General features: G+C 50.4%; 14 tRNA genes and 2 rRNA genes (1 of these 16 running past the window's edge). All 16 read left to right on the top strand.

Annotated features, from left to right (window positions below):
* Positions 1 to 2,241: ribosomal RNA gene (locus tag BN2144_RS19180) — 23S ribosomal RNA — on the top strand (it extends 1,234 nt beyond the left edge of the window).
* A gap of 98 nt (positions 2,242 to 2,339) precedes the next feature.
* A 5S ribosomal RNA gene (gene rrf / locus BN2144_RS09685) occupies positions 2,340 to 2,455 on the top strand.
* Positions 2,456 to 2,461: 6 nt separating this feature from the next.
* Positions 2,462 to 2,534, top strand: a tRNA-Val gene (locus tag BN2144_RS09690).
* Positions 2,535 to 2,552: 18 nt separating this feature from the next.
* Positions 2,553 to 2,628: transfer RNA gene (locus tag BN2144_RS09695), tRNA-Thr, on the top strand.
* Positions 2,629 to 2,813: 185 nt separating this feature from the next.
* Positions 2,814 to 2,889, top strand: a tRNA-Lys gene (locus BN2144_RS09700).
* Between the two features lie 6 nt (positions 2,890 to 2,895).
* Positions 2,896 to 2,977 (top strand) — tRNA-Leu (locus BN2144_RS09705).
* 20 nt (positions 2,978 to 2,997) lie between these two features.
* A tRNA-Gly gene (locus BN2144_RS09710) sits at positions 2,998 to 3,072 on the top strand.
* A 5-nt stretch (positions 3,073 to 3,077) separates the two neighbouring features.
* Positions 3,078 to 3,166 (top strand) — tRNA-Leu (locus tag BN2144_RS09715).
* A gap of 7 nt (positions 3,167 to 3,173) precedes the next feature.
* A tRNA-Arg gene (locus tag BN2144_RS09720) sits at positions 3,174 to 3,250 on the top strand.
* A gap of 7 nt (positions 3,251 to 3,257) precedes the next feature.
* Positions 3,258 to 3,331: transfer RNA gene (locus BN2144_RS09725), tRNA-Pro, on the top strand.
* A 16-nt stretch (positions 3,332 to 3,347) separates the two neighbouring features.
* A tRNA-Ala gene (locus BN2144_RS09730) sits at positions 3,348 to 3,423 on the top strand.
* A gap of 12 nt (positions 3,424 to 3,435) precedes the next feature.
* Positions 3,436 to 3,509: transfer RNA gene (locus BN2144_RS09735), tRNA-Met, on the top strand.
* Between the two features lie 20 nt (positions 3,510 to 3,529).
* Positions 3,530 to 3,606 (top strand) — tRNA-Ile (locus BN2144_RS09740).
* Between the two features lie 9 nt (positions 3,607 to 3,615).
* Positions 3,616 to 3,708, top strand: a tRNA-Ser gene (locus BN2144_RS09745).
* A 166-nt stretch (positions 3,709 to 3,874) separates the two neighbouring features.
* A tRNA-Met gene (locus tag BN2144_RS09750) sits at positions 3,875 to 3,948 on the top strand.
* Positions 3,949 to 3,954: 6 nt separating this feature from the next.
* Positions 3,955 to 4,031 (top strand) — tRNA-Asp (locus tag BN2144_RS09755).
* Positions 4,032 to 4,050: the final 19 nt, after the last annotated feature.

Here is a 4,050-nt window from a genome sequence, read left to right on the forward strand (position 1 = left end):
GTAATAGTATATGGTCGTAGACCCGAAACCAGGTGATCTACCCATGTCCAGGGTGAAGGTAAGGTAACACTTACTGGAGGCCCGAACCCACGTACGTTGAAAAGTGCGGGGATGAGGTGTGGGTAGGGGTGAAATTCCAATCGAACTTGGAGATAGCTGGTTCTCTCCGAAATAGCTTTAGGGCTAGCCTCAAGATAAGAGTATTGGAGGTAGAGCACTGTTTGGACTAGGGGCCCTCATCGGGTTACCGAATTCAGATAAACTCCGAATGCCAAATACTTATTCTTGGGAGTCAGACTACGAGTGCTAAGATCCGTAGTCGAAAGGGAAACAGCCCAGACCGCCAGTTAAGGTCCCAAAGTATACGTTAAGTGGAAAAGGATGTGGAGTTGCTTAGACAACCAGGATGTTGGCTTAGAAGCAGCCACCATTTAAAGAGTGCGTAATAGCTCACTGGTCGAGTGACTCTGCGCCGAAAATGTACCGGGGCTAAACGTATCACCGAAACTGCGGACAGACATCTTTGATGTCTGTGGTAGGAGAGCGTTCTAAATGCGTTGAAGCTAGACCGTGAGGACTGGTGGAGCGTTTAGAAGTGAGAATGCCGGTATGAGTAGCGAAAGATGGGTGAGAATCCCATCCACCGAATGCCTAAGGTTTCCTGAGGAAGGCTCGTCCTCTCAGGGTTAGTCGGGACCTAAGCTGAGGCCGAAAGGCGTAGGCGATGGACAACAGGTTGATATTCCTGTACCACCTTAGATTCGCTTGAGTGATGGAGTGACGCAGGAGGATAGGGTAAGCGCGCTGTTGGATTAGCGCGTCCAAGCAGTAAGAGTGGTCATGAGGCAAATCCTTATGACCGAGTACTCAAGCTGTGATGGCGAGGGAAATATAGTACCGAAGTTCCTGATTTCACACTGCCGAGAAAAGCTTCTAGCGATGAATCTGGGTGCCCGTACCGCAAACCGACACAGGTAGGCGAGGAGAGAATCCTAAGGTGAGCGAGAGAACTCTCGTTAAGGAACTCGGCAAAATGACCCCGTAACTTCGGGAGAAGGGGTGCTCTGATAGGGTGTTAAGCCCGAGAGAGCCGCAGTGAATAGGCCCAGGCGACTGTTTAGCAAAAACACAGGTCTCTGCAAAGCCGCAAGGCGAAGTATAGGGGCTGACGCCTGCCCGGTGCTGGAAGGTTAAGAGGAGAGGTTAGCTTCATGCGAAGCTTCGAATTGAAGCCCCAGTAAACGGCGGCCGTAACTATAACGGTCCTAAGGTAGCGAAATTCCTTGTCGGGTAAGTTCCGACCCGCACGAAAGGCGTAACGATCTGGGCACTGTCTCAACGAGAGACTCGGTGAAATTATAGTACCTGTGAAGATGCAGGTTACCCGCGACAGGACGGAAAGACCCCGTGGAGCTTTACTGTAGCCTGATATTGAATTTTGGTACAGCTTGTACAGGATAGGTAGGAGCCTGAGATATGGGAGCGCTAGCTTCCATGGAGGCGCCCTTGGGATACTACCCTGGCTGTATTGAAATTCTAACCTTCGCCCGTTATCCGGGCGGGAGACAGTGTCAGGTGGGCAGTTTGACTGGGGCGGTCGCCTCCTAAAAGGTAACGGAGGCGCCCAAAGGTTCCCTCAGAATGGTTGGAAATCATTCGTAGAGTGCAAAGGCATAAGGGAGCTTGACTGCGAGACCTACAAGTCGAGCAGGGACGAAAGTCGGGCTTAGTGATCCGGTGGTTCCGCATGGAAGGGCCATCGCTCAACGGATAAAAGCTACCCCGGGGATAACAGGCTTATCTCCCCCAAGAGTCCACATCGACGGGGAGGTTTGGCACCTCGATGTCGGCTCATCGCATCCTGGGGCTGTAGTCGGTCCCAAGGGTTGGGCTGTTCGCCCATTAAAGCGGTACGCGAGCTGGGTTCAGAACGTCGTGAGACAGTTCGGTCCCTATCCGTCGTGGGCGTAGGAAATTTGAGAGGAGCTGTCCTTAGTACGAGAGGACCGGGATGGACGCACCGCTGGTGTACCAGTTGTCTTGCCAAAGGCATCGCTGGGTAGCTATGTGCGGAAGGGATAAGTGCTGAAAGCATCTAAGCATGAAGCCCCCCTCAAGATGAGATTTCCCATTAGTTTATCTAAGTAAGAACCCTTGAAGATGACAAGGTTGATAGGTCCGAGGTGGACGCACGGTGACGTGTGGAGCTGACGGATACTAATCGTTCGAGGACTTAACCTAATTAATAGTTTGCCTTACGTTATCTAGTTTTGAGAGAATGAAAAAACTCTTGCGAAAAATATTAAAATGATATATAATCGATATTGTTCATTAGACAGTTTGGTAATTATGGCGAAAAGGTCACACCCGTTCTCATCCCGAACACGGAAGTTAAGCTTTTCAGCGCCGATGGTAGTGAAGGTTTTACCTTCGTGAGAGTAGGACGTTACCAAACTAATTCGGAGGTTTAGCTCAGCTGGGAGAGCACTTGCCTTACAAGCAAGGGGTCGGCGGTTCGATCCCGTCAACCTCCATAGATTTATATTTATGATGCCGGCCTAGCTCAATTGGTAGAGCAACTGACTTGTAATCAGTAGGTTGGGGGTTCAAGTCCTCTGGCCGGCACCATTTGGACAAGCAATTAATAAATGATCCATTAGCTCAGTCGGTAGAACACGTATGAGTAAGCTTCTGTGAGTCTACATCAGCGTACCCATCGAGACGCTACTTGGTTTACTTTCTGAGATGGGGACGTAGTAGATGCTACTATATCTCAGAAAACAAAATCTAATTATAATAAATATCTTTATTATGAGCCATTAGCTCAGTCGGTAGAGCATCTGACTTTTAATCAGAGGGTCGGAGGTTCGAATCCTCCATGGCTCACCATTTATTGCGGGTGTGGCGGAATTGGCAGACGCACTAGACTTAGGATCTAGCGCCGTAAGGCGTGGGGGTTCGACTCCCTTCACCCGCATCATTATTCATTTAGTATATGCGGAAGTAGTTCAGTGGTAGAACACCACCTTGCCAAGGTGGGGGTCGCGGGTTCGAATCCCGTCTTCCGCTCCAAGAATGCCGGGGTGGCGGAACTGGCAGACGCACAGGACTTAAAATCCTGCGGTAGGTGACTACCGTACCGGTTCGATTCCGGTCCTCGGCACCATTTATATGCGCCCGTAGCTCAATTGGATAGAGCGTCTGACTACGGATCAGAAGGTTATGGGTTCGACTCCTTTCGGGCGCGCCATTATAAACGGGAAGTAGCTCAGCTTGGTAGAGCACATGGTTTGGGACCATGGGGTCGCAGGTTCGAATCCTGTCTTCCCGATATGATATACATATATGGGGCCTTAGCTCAGCTGGGAGAGCGCCTGCTTTGCACGCAGGAGGTCAGCGGTTCGATCCCGCTAGGCTCCACCAATAAAATAATATGGCGGCGTAGCTCAGCTGGCTAGAGCGTACGGTTCATACCCGTGAGGTCGTGGGTTCGATTCCCTCCGCCGCTATCTATTTATTCTTAAATAATGGACCTTTAGCTCAGCTGGTTAGAGCAGACGGCTCATAACCGTCCGGTCGTAGGTTCGAGTCCTACAAGGTCCACCATATAATTTCGGAGGAATACCCAAGTCTGGCTGAAGGGATCGGTCTTGAAAACCGACAGGCGGGTTAAACCGCGCGGGGGTTCGAATCCCTCTTCCTCCGCCATTAATGAAATATAATAATATCATCGCGGGGTGGAGCAACGAGCGTTACTACTTTGAGTAATCTGCGAGTTGTACCGATTTCGCAAACATCATTGAATTACTTCCCGAAATCGGGACAGTCTTGTGTAAAACTATGGGCATGAGATTAATTTATATAATAATATCATCGCGGGGTGGAGCAGTCTGGTAGCTCGTCGGGCTCATAACCCGAAGGTCGTAGGTTCAAATCCTATCCCCGCAATCTAATGGTCCGGTAGTTCAGTTGGTTAGAATGCCTGCCTGTCACGCAGGAGGTCGCGGGTTCGAGTCCCGTCCGGACCGCCATTAAAACTTTATGGCTCGG

This window comes from Bacillus andreraoultii (genome assembly GCF_001244735.1).
GTDB lineage: Bacteria > Bacillota > Bacilli > Bacillales > Caldibacillaceae > Caldifermentibacillus > Caldifermentibacillus andreraoultii.